Below are 12818 nucleotides of genomic sequence, written 5' to 3'. Positions count from 1 at the left end.
ATCACTGCTAGGCTGTATTTCACACCCTAAGGAGAACGCCATGACTGACCATCACACCTACAAGAAAGTCGAACTGGTTGGCTCGTCCACCAGCAGCATCGAAGACGCGATCAACAACGCACTGGCCGAGGCCAGTAAAAGTCTCAAGTACATGGAATGGTTTGAAGTGACCGAAACCCGCGGGCACATCAAGGACGGCAAGGCTGCGCACTTTCAGGTAACGCTAAAGGTCGGATTCAGGATTGCCAGCAGCTGACAATAGTCTAGCCTTCTTGGAATACGCGCTGGCCGAGTGCCATAGGGAATGGCGAGGCGCTACATAACTAAATCTGGCCAAAGGCTGGGTGCTCCCTTTTGATCCGACCAGAGAATGCGACTGATGAAGAAGTTTATTTTGGCGGCAGGTTTGTTGAGTCTGGCGGGGACAGCCTTCGCTGATGTCAAATCCTGCGAAGAACTGAAAGCCGAGATCGCAGCAAAGCTTGATGCCAAAGGCGTTTCCGGTTATTCGCTGGAAATTGTCGATAAAGGCTCTGCGGCTGGCGGAAAAGTCGTCGGCACCTGTGAGAAGGGCACCAAGGAAATCGTCTACAAACGCTAAATACCAGAACCCTGTAGGAGCGAGCTCGCTCGCGATGAACCTGAGACCACCGCGGGGTGTCAGGCTTGCAACGTAATCGTTGGCGAGCATCGCGAGCGAGCTCGCTCCTACATTGATAAAGCGAAATGTCAGCCTTTCATGACCTGCGCCAGCAGCTCGTAGGAACGCAGACGATCAGCATGCTCGTAAAGGTCGCAGGTAAATATCAGCTCATCAGCCTGAGTCTGCTCGATCAGCACGTCCAGTTTGGCTCGAATTTTCTGCGGGCCGCCGATCATCGCCAGCCCCAGGAAGTCCATGACAGCCTCCCTCTCATGGGGTAGCCACAGGCCATCCATGGATTTCACCGGCGGGCGCTGCACCAGGCTATGGCCACGCATCAGCGCGAGTATGCGCTGGAACACTGAGGTCGCCAGATAGTCGGCCTGCTCATCGGTGTCGGCGGCTACCAGTGGCACACCGAGCATTACGTAGGGCTTGTCCAGCACCGCCGAAGGCTTGAAGTGATTGCGGTAGACGCGAATCGCCTCGTGCATGAAGCGCGGTGCGAAATGTGAAGCGAAGGCGTAGGGCAAACCCCGTTCACCTGCCAGTTGCGCACTGAACAAGCTTGAACCCAGCAGCCAGATCGGCACATTGGTACCGGTGCCCGGCATCGCGATGACGCGCTGCTCCGGCGTGCGCGGGCCAAGATAACGCACCAGTTCGGCCACATCTTCCGGGAAGTCATCGGCGCTGCCGGAGCGCTCGCGGCGCAGCGCACGGGCCGTCATCTGATCGGAACCCGGCGCGCGACCGAGCCCGAGGTCGATGCGTCCCGGGTACAGGCTTTCAAGGGTACCGAACTGCTCGGCGATCACCAGCGGCGCGTGATTGGGCAACATCACCCCACCCGAACCCACGCGAATAGTCGACGTGCCACCCGCCAGGTAGCCCAGCAGCACCGAAGTCGCGGAACTGGCGATGCCGTCCATGTTGTGGTGTTCAGCGACCCAAAACCGGTTGTAGCCGAATTTCTCGACGTGCTGCGCCAGGTCCAGCGAGTTGCGCAGCGATTGAGCCGCGCTGCCATTTTCCCGCACGGGCACCAGATCGAGGGTCGAGAACTTGATATCGGACAGTCGTTTCATGAACCTGCTTCTCCAATTGAGGGCGCAGGTTTTTTCTTGCGAACGAAAACCTGCCGAATCCAAAAGCGTGCTTCATGCAATGTGGGCATATACCCGAGTTTCAATAGCACCGAGAAAAAATCCTACTAAAAACGTAGGTCAATCAGATGAAGTGAACTTTGCTTCCCGGACTATCCTCAGAACCCTAGATACCAACACGAGCAACCGAAACCCCACAGGCGCGACGCTTCGCGCCGGATCTTGAGGAGACAGGCATGGCTATCATTAAGAAGGCATCGGCTCATTGGGAAGGTGATCTGAAAACCGGCGTCGGCTCGATTTCCACGGAAACCGGCGTACTCAGGGAAGCGCCCTACGGCTTCAAGGCACGTTTCGAAGGCGGCAAGGGCACCAATCCGGAAGAGCTGATCGGCGCGGCCCACGCCGGTTGTTTCTCCATGGCCTTTTCCATGATTCTCGGTGATGCCGGCCTCAAGGCCGACAGCATCGATACCCAGGCAGAAGTGACCCTGGACCAGGTGGCGGGCGGTTTTGCGATCACAGCGGTGAAACTGATCCTCAAGGCAAAAATCCCTGGTGCCAGCCAGGCGCAATTCGAGGAACTGAGCAACAAGGCCAAAGAAGGCTGCCCGGTTTCCAAAGTGCTGAATGCGAAAATCAGTCTGGATGCGACGTTGATCAATTAAGCGTTGAAATGAAAAGATCGCAGCCTTCGGAAGCTCCTACATTGAAACTCGATCCCCTGTAGGCGCTGCCGAAGGCTGCGATCTTTTTTGCCTTGAAACAAAACAAGGCTCATCAATTTGTGGTCGAATAAATGACAGCAGCCAAAACGCAGATTCCTGCGTGCTGCCTCAATGGAGCTTCAACCATGAAACGTTTTGCCTTGACGGTTATCTGTTGCGCACTGGCCACCTCGGCCCTGGCGGCACCGAAACCCTGCGAAGAACTCAAGGCCGAAATCGAAGCCAAGATCCAGGCCCGCGGGGTTACGTCCTACACCCTGGAGATCGTCACCAATGACGAAGTGCATGATCAGAACATGGTCGTGGGCTCGTGCGAAAACGGCACCAAAAAAATCATCTACCAAAAGAACGACCGCTGACAGGCTCTAATTAATACAGTTGGCCTGACTATCTTCGGCGACGATTTCACGTTTGGCGTTATACAGGCGAGCTTCAGGGGTGAACGCCATGGAACGGGCTTGCAGCAAATAACGCTGACCGGCTTCGAAATGATCGTACTTGATGATCAAGTAACACAGCCGTTCCCTGCCACCGCCGAACATGTCCATACCACCTCCACTGGGCACCTCGAAATCGAAGCGAACAGTCAATTCGTGGCGACCGGGAGTGACCTGGAAAAAACGCCCGTCGCGCAGGCGCTGGTTATCCAGTCGCTCGGCCATCAGCAATTTATCGTTGGGAAATGGCGTAGAGAAATCGACCCACGCCATTTGTGGATTGACCGCCGGCAACGGCGGCGTCGAACAGCCCACAACCGCACCAGCGACCAGTAACAGCATCAACCTGCGCATGATGAATGTCCCAAGGTAAGGGTATTCAGAATAGCGCCGATCAGGTGTGTTGGCAGCCCGCCGGCGTGCCTTTACCAATCACTTTTCGCTGCTGATCGTAAAGTTTGGCCCATGGCCGAAACCCGATATTCCCGGCTTGCAACTCATAACGCTCCCCGGCGTTGAAACCGCTGAATTTCACATTCATCTGGCAATCGCGCCACAGCGGTCCGGCGCCCGGACCGATATTGGTGGACTGGACCGGGAACTGGTAGCGAACCGTCAACTCATGACTGCCGGGCTGCACCTGGAAATAGCGTTTGTCATCGGTTGCCTGGTTATCCACCTTCAGTGCTTGCAGGGCGGTGTCTTCCTGATGCGACTCCAGTGCGATCCATGCCTGCGTCGGATCATGGCGAGGTATTCCGAAACCAGCACAACCGGCCAGCAACAGCAGGCCTCCCGTCAGCATCAACTTGCGCATAGCGGAGCTCCAGTCAGGCGGGATAGTCTTGCGAACAGACTTTCCAGGGAATTTTTTATTTTGATCAGGCCGTGTCCAAGCCTTGGGTTACTTGATCGCGTTTTACGCATTTTGTTTCCGGGTGTGCTGCTTTTGTTGCTCAACGGTTGTTCCAGCGTCGGCTACTACAGCCAATTGGCCAGTGGCCAATGGCAATTGCTGCGCGCACGGGAACCCGTTTCCAGTGTCATTGCCGACCCCAACCGCGATCAGAAACTGCGCGCGCACCTGGCCCAATCACAAAAGGCCCGGTCGTTTGCCAGCCAGCAGCTGCATTTGCCGGATAATCAAAGTTACCGGTTGTACGCAGACATCGGCCGGCCCTATGTCGTCTGGAACGTGTTTGTCACGCCGGAGTTTTCCTTGAAGCCACAGAACCATTGCTTCCCTGTCGCGGGCTGTGTGGCCTATCGCGGTTACTACAGCCAGAGTGCGGCTCGTGGTGAGGCGGCGCTGCAACGTCTGCAGGGCATGGACGTGTCAATCGGTGGCGTCGAGGCCTATTCGACGCTGGGCTGGTTCAGCGATCCAATCATCAGCTCGATGATGGGCTGGGGCGATGAACGCCTGGCCACGCTGATTTTTCATGAACTGGCGCATCAGCGTGTGTATGTGAAGGACGACACTGAGTTCAACGAATCATTCGCCACCTTCGTCGAGCAGGAAGGCACCCGCCAATGGCGTGCTTACCGGAGCCTGCCGCCAGACAACGGGAAGCAGGCGCAACAACGGGATCAGTTCATTCAACTGGTGCTGGACACCCGTGCCCGCCTCGAAAAACTTTACGCCCTGCCACTGCCGCCCGAGCAAATGCGCCAGCGCAAGGCCGCGGAATTCGAGCGTCTGCGCGTCGAATACCGACATTTGCGTGACAACCAATGGGCGGGAGACAAAGGTTACGACGCCTGGATCAATGCACCGCTGAACAATGCCCGGCTACTGCCGTTTGGCTTGTACGACCAGTGGGTGCCCGCGTTTTCGGCGCTGTTTAAACAGATGGGAGGAGATTGGGTGAGGTTTTACGCGCAGGTCGAGAGGGTGGGGGCGTTGCCGGTTGAGGAGCGTAAGGCGGCGTTGAAAGTGTTGGTGGAATCCAGCATTTCCGGCGCCTGAGCATACGCCATCGCGGGCAAGCCTTGCTCCCACAGGGCTCCGGTTGTACGCAACGCGTCGAACGACACAAATCCGTGGGAGCAAGGCTTGCCCGCGATGGCGCCCGTAAGGTTTATTTAATGTCTGATCACAACCAGATCGCATCCCACAGCGGATAATCTCCAACTTTATCGACTAATCCCGCACGCAATGGATTGGCGACGATGTAACGAGCTACTGCCTGTAGATCCTCTTCTTTTCGAATGGCGCGGTCATGAAATCCCGACTGCCACAATGAACCTTCTCTCTGTAACAAGCGGTTGAGCGCGACCGTTGTCCGCGACTTCGTGCGCCCCATTAAAGTGCGCAACGGCATGCTTTTCAGTTCGATCAGCCAATGGAAATGATCCGGCATGACGACGAAGGCTAACGAGTTGGCAGATTGCTCTTGTTGCGCTTTGCGAAATGCGTCGACAACCAATCGGCCCGCCTCAAAGCCGGAAAGGACGGGCTGGCGGTTGTTTACGACAACCGTCAGCAAATAGATCTGCCCCTCCTCCGAGTAGCGACCCGAACGCAAACGATGGGATTGATGCTGGCTTGGCATGAGTGATCCTCCTTGATCTTGGCCTGAGTCATCAGGCTAGATGGTTGAAGGAGGGTCGGAGCTAATCAATTGATCGGGATGTGTCTGAGCTGACGTCATCGCGGGCAAGCCTTGCTCCCACAGGGCTCCGGTTGTACGCAATGCTTCGAACGACACAAACCCGTGGGAGCAAGGCTTGCCCGCGATGGCGACGGTACTAACTCCTCAAAAACGCCTGATGCATCTCCTCAAGTGTTTCGAAATGCCAGGCCGGAGCTTCGGCGCTCAACTCTTCGTGACTGCCAAACCCGTAGCCCACCGCTGCCGCGTCCAGCCCGTTGCTACGGGCACCGATCAGGTCGTGCTTGCGATCGCCGATCATCAGGGTGTTGGTCGGGTCGAGGCCCTCTTCGGCCATCAAGTGGGCGATCAGTTCGACTTTGTTGGTGCGGGTGCCGTCCAGTTCGCTGCCGAAGATCACTTTGAAGTGTTTGGCGAAGTCGAAATGACGGGCGATTTCCCGGGCGAAGATCCATGGTTTTGAGGTCGCGATATACAGCTGTCGACCCTGTCCGCCAAGGGTTTCCAACAGCGGCGTGACGCCGTCGAACACGCGGTTTTCGTACAGCCCGGTGACCTTGAAGCGCTCGCGGTAGAAATTCACCGCTTCCCAGGCCTTGGCTTCGTCGAAGTCATAGAACTGCATGAACGCCTGCAACAACGGCGGGCCGATGAAATGCTCGAGCCTGGTCAGGTCGGGTTCGTCGATGCCGAGCTTGCTCAAGGCAAACTGAATCGAACGCGTGATGCCTTCGCGAGGATCGGTCAGGGTGCCATCGAGGTCGAACAAAATCGTTTGGTAATGCATGAAAATTCCTGGGCAGAGTGCAACAGTTCAGATCCGGTCGTAGCCTTCGGCCAGATGCAGATCCTTGAGCTTCACGTAGTTCGCCGCGCTGTAGGTGAAAAAGGCTTGTTCCGTGTCAGTCAGAGGCCGGATCTGTTTCACCGGACTGCCCACATACAGGAAACCGCTTTCCAGGCGCTTGCCCGGTGGCACCAGGCTACCGGCACCGATGATCACATCATCGGCGACCACCGCACCGTCCATGACGATGCTGCCCATGCCGATCAAAACCCGGCTACCGACAGTGCACCCATGCAGCATGACCTTATGGGCGATGGTCACATCATCACCGATCAGCAACGGGAAACCGTCGAGGTTGAACGGCCCGGCGTGGGTGATATGCAACACGCAACCATCCTGCACGCTGGTGCGTGCACCGATGCGGATGCGGTGCATGTCGCCGCGGATCACCGTCAATGGCCATATCGAACTGTCTTCGCCGATTTCAACATCGCCGATCACCACCGCCGAGCTGTCGACAAAAGCGCCATTGCCGATTAATGGCGTGTGGTTCTGATACTTGCGAAGGGACACGATAGGTTCTCTCTCTGTCGCTGATAGCTGCGGTGAGTGCCGATTGTAATTAAGATGGCTGCATGATTCTTCCAGCCAAGGTGCCAACCGTGAGCGTGAACAACCCTCTTTTGCAGTCCTACGACCTGCCGCCGTTCTCCGCGATCCGCGCCGAACACGTGCAACCGGCCATCGAACAGATCCTGGCTGACAACCGCGCCGCCATTATCGAGATCCTGAAGACCCAGGGCAAACAGCCGACCTGGGCCGGCCTGGTGCTGGCGATGGATGAACTCAATGACCGTCTGGGCGCGGCCTGGAGCCCGGTCAGCCACTTGAATGCCGTGTGCAACAGCGCCGAACTGCGCGAAGCCTATGAATCCTGCCTGCCGGCGTTGAGCGCCTACTCCACTGAAATGGGCCAGAACCGCGAGCTGTTCCAGGCCTATGAAGCCCTGGCCAGCAGCCCGGAAGCCGCCGGTTTCGACGTGGCGCAGAAAACTATCCTGGAACACGCCCTGCGCGATTTCCGCCTGTCGGGTATCGACCTGCCGGAAGCCGAACAGAAGCGTTACGCCGAAGTGCAAAGCAAGCTGTCCGAACTGGGCAGCCGCTTCTCCAACCAGTTGCTGGATGCGACCCAGGCCTGGACCAAACACATCACGGACGAAGCCGCCCTCGCCGGCCTGACCGATTCGGCCAAGGCGCAAATGGCTGCCGCGGCCCAGGCCAAGGACCTCGACGGCTGGCTGATCACCCTGGAGTTCCCGAGCTACTACGCGGTGATGACCTACGCCCCGAATCGTGCCTTGCGCGAGGAAGTCTACGCCGCCTACTGCACCCGTGCGTCGGATCAAGGCCCGAATGCCGGTCAGAACGACAACGGCCCGGTCATGGAAGAAATCCTCGACCTGCGTCAGGAGCTTGCCAAATTGCTGGGCTTCGCCAGTTTCTCCGAGCTGAGCCTGGCCACCAAAATGGCCGAATCCAGCGATCAGGTGCTGAGCTTCCTGCGCGATCTGGCCAAGCGCAGCAAACCGTTCGCCGCTCAAGATCTGCAACAGCTCAGGGCTTACGCCGCCGAACAAGGTTGCCCGGATCTGCAAAGCTGGGACAGCGGTTTCTACGGCGAAAAACTCCGCGAGCAGCGCTACAGTGTTGCCCAGGAAGCCCTGCGTGCCTACTTCCCGATCGATAAAGTGCTGAGCGGCCTGTTCGCCATCGTGCAACGCCTCTACGGCATCGAGATCGCCGAGCAAAAAGGTTTCGACACCTGGCACCCGGATGTTCGCCTGTTCGAAATCAAGGAAAACGGCCAGCACGTCGGCCGCTTCTTCTTCGACCTGTATGCCCGCGCCAACAAACGTGGCGGTGCCTGGATGGACGGTGCCCGCGACCGTCGCCGCACTGCAGAGGGCGTGCTGCAAAGCCCCGTAGCCAACCTGGTGTGCAACTTTACCCCGGCCGACAGCGGCAAACCTGCGCTGCTGACCCATGATGAAGTCACCACCCTCTTCCACGAATTCGGTCATGGCCTGCATCACCTGCTGACCCGTGTCGAACATGCCGGTGTATCCGGCATCAACGGCGTAGCCTGGGATGCGGTCGAGTTGCCGAGTCAGTTCATGGAGAACTGGTGCTGGGAACCGGAAGGCCTGGCACTGATCTCCGGCCATTACGAAACCGGCGAGCCACTGCCTCAGGACCTGCTGCAAAAAATGCTCGCGGCGAAAAACTTCCAGTCCGGCCTGATGATGGTGCGCCAACTGGAATTCTCGCTGTTCGACTTCGAACTGCACGCCACTCACGGTGACGGTCGCAGCGTGCTGCAAGTGCTTGAAGGTGTACGTGACGAAGTTTCGGTAATGCGTCCGCCGGCCTATAACCGTTTCCCCAACAGCTTCGCCCACATCTTTGCCGGTGGTTACGCCGCGGGTTACTACAGCTACAAATGGGCAGAGGTGCTGTCGGCCGATGCCTTCTCGAAGTTCGAAGAAGAAGGCGTGCTCAACGCAGCTACAGGTCGCGCGTTCCGCGAGGCGATCCTGGCGCGCGGCGGTTCTCAGGAACCGATGGTGTTGTTCGTCGACTTCCGTGGCCGTGAGCCATCCATTGACGCACTCTTGCGCCATAGCGGCCTGAGTGAAGGCGCGGCAGCATGAGTGAGGGTCCTGTGATTACCAAACGACGTTTTATCGCCGGCGCGGTTTGCCCGGCCTGCAGTGAGCCGGACAAGTTGATGATGTGGAGCGAAGACAACGTGCCACATCGCGAGTGCGTGGCCTGCGGTTATTCCGATACGCTGAATGAACAAGGTCTGTCGGTGCCCAAGGAGTTGGGCACACGGGTCAATACACCCGTGGTGAAATCCACGGATGTCAAAGTTCAAGCCGTGCAGTTTTTTCCGAATCCAAAACTGAAGAAAAAGCCTGACGAGCAGCACTGAGTAACAAAGACACCCTTCCACTGCGCAATGCAGTGGAAGGCGCTGTTACTGGAGGTGGGCCGACTGGAACCAGCTCTTCATCGAACACGCCGCGAATGGGCTCGTGCTGCAATCGCCATTGGCCAACGCGGTGCGAAGTTTGTCGACATCCGCTTTCATCATGTAGCGAACGCCGTCCTTGAAGTGGGTGCTGTCACCAAAGCCCCCCTGAGTCATTTCGCTCAACGCGTCTTCCTTGCTCCAACCCTGCACCACCACCCGATACATGGCCGCCATCAGCCCGGTCCGGTCCGAGCCGTGCTTGCAGTGCATCAGTACCGGGCCTTTGGCTTCGGCGGTTTGAATGGCACGCAGCGCCTTGAGCACATCGGCGTCGTCTACATGATTGGTGCGATAGGGTAACTGCACCTGTTCGATACCGGGTGTGCTCAACCAGCGTGAATCCGGTTCGGGCAGAAAGCTGATCACCGTTGCGACCTTGAGCTTTTCCAGTAACGGTACCGCTCCTTGGTCGGGTAGAGCGCTACGGTAGAGCGTCGGCGACATCTGGAAGAGGTTGTATTGTTTCTCTACCGGTTGCGCCCATTCCGATGGACGAGGCGAGGCAGAGTCGTCGGCGAATACCGGTGTCAGGTTGAGGCAGGCGACCAGCGACAGGCACATCGCAGGGATAAGGCGCATCAGGGACATGAATGGATGACCGTCAGGAGTAGCAGGATGATGACACCCATATTTAGCTACAAGCGGTCAAAGGCCCGTGAGCCGACTGTCAAAGAATTGTGAACCCGCCGTTTTAATGCCGTCGGTCAAAAGCACGCTTCGGACACATCATTAATACTTCGTTGTTATGACGTGCAAGTTTATCAACTAAACCCACATGATTTTTCATATAGGTTTAGCCCGACAAATCAAGGATTCAAGATATTGGAATAAGCCTTGGCCAGTGCCAACAGTTTTGCTTCGTCATCTTTATCAATATCGCCATCACCGTCCACATCCTGGCGAACAGTATTAATACGAAAGGACTTTCCGCCATCACTGGATACAGCCTCGATGCAGAGGCAATCCACCAATGCCTCTGTCTGCTCCTGGTTTACCGGATCCCAGCCTGACTCCTTGCGGGCAAGCTGCATCGAAACTCGCGCTTCTCGAGGGTTGACCGGACTGGGAGTCAGCAATTGCAAAAAAATACCACGTTGATTAAAAGTCGACATTCAATAACTCCATTTATTAAGTAATCAACAAACACTGTGTGAGCGGTAAATATACTGAGCACTTACACACTCAAGCTATTCGACATGTATTTCCACGAATGACCAAAGTTAAACTGATTAATCCAACGATCACGAATTTCAATGCGAATAAGGGCTAAATATGCCGAACGGCACTGGCCGCTTTGCCAAACCTCGGATACTGTATGCACATACAGCAATGAGCGTTGATCATGAGCACTCCCTTGCCACCCCGTGGACGCGGCACCGCGACCAATCCGCACAATCGCTTCTCCCCCAATCGCTCGGTCGCCGAGGACGACGGTTGGTACCAGGAAGTACCGTTGACCCAAGGCACCGAGGTGCGCATCGAGACGGCAAAGACCATCATCACCCGCAACAACTCACCGGATCTGCCCTTCGATCGCTCGATCAACCCCTACCGTGGTTGCGAGCACGGTTGCATCTATTGTTATGCTCGCCCCAGCCACGCCTATTGGGACATGTCACCCGGGCTGGATTTCGAAACGAAGCTGATTGCCAAGACCAACGCCGTAGAGGTGCTGGAAGAACAGCTGTCCAAACGCGGCTATCGATGCGCGCCGATCAACCTCGGTTCCAATACCGATCCCTACCAACCAATCGAACGCGAATACAAAATCACCCGGCAAACCCTCGAAGTGCTGCTGCGTTACCGTCATCCGGTGACCATCGTCACCAAGGGCTCGTTGATTCTTCGTGATCTGGATCTGCTGACCGAGCTGGCCCGGCAGAGATTGGTGGCAGTGATGATCAGCCTGACCACCCTGGACGACGAACTTAAACGCATCCTCGAACCCCGCGCTGCGGCGCCCAAGGCCCGATTACGGGCGATCAGGGTCATGCGCGACGCGGGGATTCCGGTTGGGGTGCTGTGTTCACCGATGATTCCGATGATCAACGACAGCGAACTCGAAAACCTGCTCACCGAGGCCCACGCAGCCGGTGCGCAAAGTGCGGCCTACATGATGCTGCGCCTGCCGCTGGAAGTGGCGCCGCTGTTCTCAGAATGGTTGGACGCCCACTACCCGCAACGGGCCGCCCATGTATTGAGCCTGATTCGCCAGAGTCGTGGTGGGGAGCTTTACGACAGCCGCTTTGGGGCGCGGATGCGTGGTGAAGGCCCCTTTGCCGACCTGCTGGCACAACGCTTTGCCAAAACCCTCAAGCGTCTGGGGCTCAATCATCGGGAAGGCTTTAATCTGGACTGCGAAGCCTTTTGTCCGCCGGGTCGCCAAATGTCGTTGATTTAAGGACAATTGGCCTATCGTTGAGTACTGGAAAACCTGGGCAAATTTTAGCCTGGTCACGTTTTCCGTGACCTGGAACATACGTTCTAGAGCGCTTGATTCAGTTTGAGTTAAGATTCGGCCGCTACCTTGTTCATCGAGTGACTGATGGGTCAGTCTTTTTGACCTGGATGTTTTTTAACCAGCCACTGGCTTCACACCGGACAACACGGGATAACTCCCAGCGTTCGCCAAAGAGGATGAATCATGAGTGACAAGGATAAACAGCCGTTGGCTGCGTCGGCTTCTGCGCAACCTGGCGCGGAAACCGCCGATGCAGCGTTGAAGCATATCGTTGACGGCTTTTTGCATTTTCATCAGGAGATCTTTCCGCAACAGGAAGAACTCTTCAAGAAACTCGCCACGGCTCAAACGCCACGGGCAATGTTCATTACCTGCGCTGACTCGCGCATCGTCCCCGAACTCATCACCCACAGCTCTCCTGGCGATCTGTTCGTCACCCGTAACGTCGGCAACGTCGTCCCGCCATACGGGCAGATGAACGGCGGCGTTTCCACTGCCATCGAGTACGCGGTGCTGGCGTTGGGTGTGCAGCACATCATCATTTGCGGCCACTCCGATTGCGGTGCGATGCGGGCGGTGCTCAACCCCCACACCCTGGAAAAAATGCCCACGGTCAAAGCCTGGCTGCAGCATGCGGAAGTGGCGAAAACCATGGTGCACGACAACTGCAACTGCGCCGACGAAAACGAAACGATGCATGTCCTCACTGAGGAAAATGTCATCGCTCAATTGCAACACTTGCGTACCCACCCCTCGGTAGCCTCGCGCATCGCGAACGGTCACTTGTTCATCCATGGCTGGGTCTACGACATCGAGACCAGCAAGATCAAAGCCTACGACGCGGATCAGGGTCGATTCCTGCCGCTCGATGGCAGCCTGCCGATTCCGATGGCGACGCCAAAAGCGCGCTTCTAAATCCTCCTAAAAAACCGTGTGGTTTG

General features: G+C 56.9%; 17 protein-coding genes. 9 read left to right on the top strand and 8 right to left on the bottom strand.

What is annotated here, in order from left to right:
* Positions 1-40: 40 nt before the first annotated feature.
* Both LAB08_RS00470 and LAB08_RS00465 read left to right on the top strand, forming a co-directional pair.
* Complete coding sequence (locus LAB08_RS00470) at positions 41-256, top strand: dodecin (protein WP_008027736.1); 216 nt, start codon at positions 41-43, stop codon at positions 254-256.
* A 123-nt stretch (positions 257-379) separates the two neighbouring features.
* Positions 380-601 carry a DUF1161 domain-containing protein gene (locus LAB08_RS00465; protein WP_096514038.1) on the top strand — a complete coding sequence of 74 codons (222 nt, stop codon included), beginning with the start codon at positions 380-382 and terminating at the stop codon, positions 599-601.
* A 128-nt stretch (positions 602-729) separates the two neighbouring features.
* On the opposite strand, the gene LAB08_RS00460 is transcribed toward LAB08_RS00465, so the two are convergent.
* Entirely contained in the window at positions 730-1731 is a 1002-nt protein-coding gene (locus LAB08_RS00460; RefSeq protein ID WP_096514039.1) for an LLM class flavin-dependent oxidoreductase, read from the bottom strand.
* 254 nt (positions 1732-1985) lie between these two features.
* Here LAB08_RS00460 and LAB08_RS00455 point away from each other — a divergent pair, with 254 nt between their 5' ends.
* Both LAB08_RS00455 and LAB08_RS00450 read left to right on the top strand, forming a co-directional pair.
* Positions 1986-2417, top strand: coding sequence for an OsmC family protein (locus LAB08_RS00455; RefSeq protein WP_096514040.1), 432 nt, complete (start codon positions 1986-1988; stop codon positions 2415-2417).
* A gap of 185 nt (positions 2418-2602) precedes the next feature.
* Positions 2603-2836 (top strand): DUF1161 domain-containing protein, encoded by a 234-nt coding sequence (locus tag LAB08_RS00450; protein ID WP_095194445.1) that lies wholly within the window; start codon positions 2603-2605, stop codon positions 2834-2836.
* Between the two features lie 6 nt (positions 2837-2842).
* Here LAB08_RS00450 and LAB08_RS00445 read toward each other — a convergent pair whose 3' ends face one another.
* Together LAB08_RS00445 and LAB08_RS00440 are read right to left on the bottom strand one after the other, a co-directional pair.
* Positions 2843-3268: a PA0061/PA0062 family lipoprotein gene (locus LAB08_RS00445; protein ID WP_096514041.1), complete on the bottom strand. Its 426-nt coding sequence runs from the start codon at positions 3266-3268 to the stop codon at positions 2843-2845.
* 40 nt (positions 3269-3308) lie between these two features.
* Entirely contained in the window at positions 3309-3731 is a 423-nt protein-coding gene (locus tag LAB08_RS00440) for a PA0061/PA0062 family lipoprotein (protein ID WP_096514042.1), read from the bottom strand.
* Positions 3732-3791: 60 nt separating this feature from the next.
* On the opposite strand from LAB08_RS00440, the gene LAB08_RS00435 reads away from it, so the two are divergent.
* Positions 3792-4883: an aminopeptidase gene (locus LAB08_RS00435; protein WP_096514043.1), complete on the top strand. Its 1092-nt coding sequence runs from the start codon at positions 3792-3794 to the stop codon at positions 4881-4883.
* Positions 4884-5010: 127 nt separating this feature from the next.
* Here the strand turns inward: LAB08_RS00435 and LAB08_RS00430 are convergent, their stop codons facing one another.
* The 3 genes from LAB08_RS00430 to LAB08_RS00420 form a co-directional block, all read right to left on the bottom strand.
* On the bottom strand, positions 5011-5469 hold the full coding sequence (locus LAB08_RS00430; RefSeq protein WP_096514044.1) for an REP-associated tyrosine transposase: 459 nt from the start codon (positions 5467-5469) through the stop codon (positions 5011-5013).
* Positions 5470-5665: 196 nt separating this feature from the next.
* Positions 5666-6316, bottom strand: a complete 651-nt coding sequence (locus tag LAB08_RS00425) for an HAD family hydrolase (RefSeq protein WP_096514045.1) — start codon at positions 6314-6316, stop codon at positions 5666-5668.
* 27 nt (positions 6317-6343) lie between these two features.
* Positions 6344-6889 carry a gamma carbonic anhydrase family protein gene (locus LAB08_RS00420; protein WP_096514046.1) on the bottom strand — a complete coding sequence of 182 codons (546 nt, stop codon included), beginning with the start codon at positions 6887-6889 and terminating at the stop codon, positions 6344-6346.
* A 62-nt stretch (positions 6890-6951) separates the two neighbouring features.
* On the opposite strand from LAB08_RS00420, the gene prlC reads away from it, so the two are divergent.
* Positions 6952-9030, top strand: a complete 2079-nt coding sequence (gene prlC, locus LAB08_RS00415) for an oligopeptidase A (protein ID WP_172901638.1) — start codon at positions 6952-6954, stop codon at positions 9028-9030.
* Positions 9027-9314, top strand: coding sequence for a YheV family putative zinc ribbon protein (locus tag LAB08_RS00410; protein WP_096514047.1), 288 nt, complete (start codon positions 9027-9029; stop codon positions 9312-9314). Before prlC ends, LAB08_RS00410 begins: the two co-directional genes overlap by 4 nt.
* 45 nt (positions 9315-9359) lie before the next feature.
* On the opposite strand, the gene LAB08_RS00405 is transcribed toward LAB08_RS00410, so the two are convergent.
* Positions 9360-10004, bottom strand: coding sequence for a phosphatase domain-containing protein (locus LAB08_RS00405; RefSeq protein WP_096514048.1), 645 nt, complete (start codon positions 10002-10004; stop codon positions 9360-9362).
* A gap of 218 nt (positions 10005-10222) precedes the next feature.
* Positions 10223-10528 carry a hypothetical protein gene (locus LAB08_RS00400; protein WP_096514049.1) on the bottom strand — a complete coding sequence of 102 codons (306 nt, stop codon included), beginning with the start codon at positions 10526-10528 and terminating at the stop codon, positions 10223-10225.
* A 230-nt stretch (positions 10529-10758) separates the two neighbouring features.
* Here LAB08_RS00400 and LAB08_RS00395 point away from each other — a divergent pair, with 230 nt between their 5' ends.
* A complete protein-coding gene (locus tag LAB08_RS00395; protein WP_096514050.1) occupies positions 10759-11817 on the top strand; it encodes a PA0069 family radical SAM protein in 1059 nt (352 codons plus the stop codon).
* Positions 11818-12060: 243 nt separating this feature from the next.
* Entirely contained in the window at positions 12061-12792 is a 732-nt protein-coding gene (locus LAB08_RS00390; protein WP_096514051.1) for a carbonic anhydrase, read from the top strand.
* Positions 12793-12818 lie beyond the last annotated feature (26 nt).

It is taken from the genome of Pseudomonas izuensis (genome assembly GCF_002356535.2).
In the GTDB taxonomy this organism is placed as follows: Bacteria; Pseudomonadota; Gammaproteobacteria; order Pseudomonadales; family Pseudomonadaceae; genus Aquipseudomonas; species Aquipseudomonas izuensis.
The sequence above is the reverse complement of the archived record's forward strand: the minus strand, read 5'-3'. Positions and strand labels throughout refer to the sequence as shown.

Coding starts and splice junctions, on each gene's coding strand:
- LAB08_RS00470 (WP_008027736.1), top strand. CDS start 41: ATGACTGACCATCACACCTACAAGAAAGTCGAACTGGTTGGCTCGTCC.
- LAB08_RS00465 (WP_096514038.1), top strand. CDS start 380: ATGAAGAAGTTTATTTTGGCGGCAGGTTTGTTGAGTCTGGCGGGGACA.
- LAB08_RS00460 (WP_096514039.1), bottom strand. CDS start 1,731: ATGAAACGACTGTCCGATATCAAGTTCTCGACCCTCGATCTGGTGCCC.
- LAB08_RS00455 (WP_096514040.1), top strand. CDS start 1,986: ATGGCTATCATTAAGAAGGCATCGGCTCATTGGGAAGGTGATCTGAAA.
- LAB08_RS00450 (WP_095194445.1), top strand. CDS start 2,603: ATGAAACGTTTTGCCTTGACGGTTATCTGTTGCGCACTGGCCACCTCG.
- LAB08_RS00445 (WP_096514041.1), bottom strand. CDS start 3,268: ATGCGCAGGTTGATGCTGTTACTGGTCGCTGGTGCGGTTGTGGGCTGT.
- LAB08_RS00440 (WP_096514042.1), bottom strand. CDS start 3,731: ATGCGCAAGTTGATGCTGACGGGAGGCCTGCTGTTGCTGGCCGGTTGT.
- LAB08_RS00430 (WP_096514044.1), bottom strand. CDS start 5,469: ATGCCAAGCCAGCATCAATCCCATCGTTTGCGTTCGGGTCGCTACTCG.
- LAB08_RS00425 (WP_096514045.1), bottom strand. CDS start 6,316: ATGCATTACCAAACGATTTTGTTCGACCTCGATGGCACCCTGACCGAT.
- prlC (WP_172901638.1), top strand. CDS start 6,952: ATGATTCTTCCAGCCAAGGTGCCAACCGTGAGCGTGAACAACCCTCTT.
- LAB08_RS00410 (WP_096514047.1), top strand. CDS start 9,027: ATGAGTGAGGGTCCTGTGATTACCAAACGACGTTTTATCGCCGGCGCG.
- LAB08_RS00405 (WP_096514048.1), bottom strand. CDS start 10,004: ATGTCCCTGATGCGCCTTATCCCTGCGATGTGCCTGTCGCTGGTCGCC.
- LAB08_RS00400 (WP_096514049.1), bottom strand. CDS start 10,528: ATGTCGACTTTTAATCAACGTGGTATTTTTTTGCAATTGCTGACTCCC.
- LAB08_RS00395 (WP_096514050.1), top strand. CDS start 10,759: ATGAGCACTCCCTTGCCACCCCGTGGACGCGGCACCGCGACCAATCCG.
- LAB08_RS00390 (WP_096514051.1), top strand. CDS start 12,061: ATGAGTGACAAGGATAAACAGCCGTTGGCTGCGTCGGCTTCTGCGCAA.